This is a genomic window from Flavobacterium psychroterrae (assembly GCF_018380615.1).
GTDB classification, from domain to species: domain Bacteria; phylum Bacteroidota; class Bacteroidia; order Flavobacteriales; family Flavobacteriaceae; genus Flavobacterium; species Flavobacterium psychroterrae.
Map to the genome: position 1 here is coordinate 1 of NZ_JAGYVZ010000089.1, position 348 is coordinate 348.

The following is a 348-nucleotide window of genomic DNA, read 5'->3' on the forward strand; positions in this document are numbered from 1 at the left end:
AATTAGATTACGAAAGAGATATAAAAGTGGAGGGAACAACATTGTATTTTAATTTTTCTAACACTTATGACAAAATACAAAGACAATGGTACAATCAGTATAAAGAAATGATTCCGAGCAAAGCAACGATGCAGGACACAGTAAAAAAAGAAAGTGCGTTTGTTGAAATCAAAAGTAGCTACCGTTTTCGGGCAGGAAGAGACGGCTCGGTAACTTCGGCTTTTGTTGTAGATTTTAGCAAATTGAGCAATTTTAACGAAATAAATGAAGCGGTTCATTATATGAATACTATTCCATAAAATTGAAAACAGGAAAAATAAAAGGTTTTTTTGCCTATTGCCTATGCTT

1 protein-coding gene is annotated in these 348 nt (G+C 32.8%); it reads left to right on the forward strand.

The annotated features are described in order from the left end of the window. The coding region (locus tag KHA90_RS25180; protein WP_213308292.1) for a hypothetical protein at positions 1–299 on the forward strand (299 nt) is incomplete at its 5' end. Between the last annotated feature and the right edge of the window lie 49 nt (positions 300–348).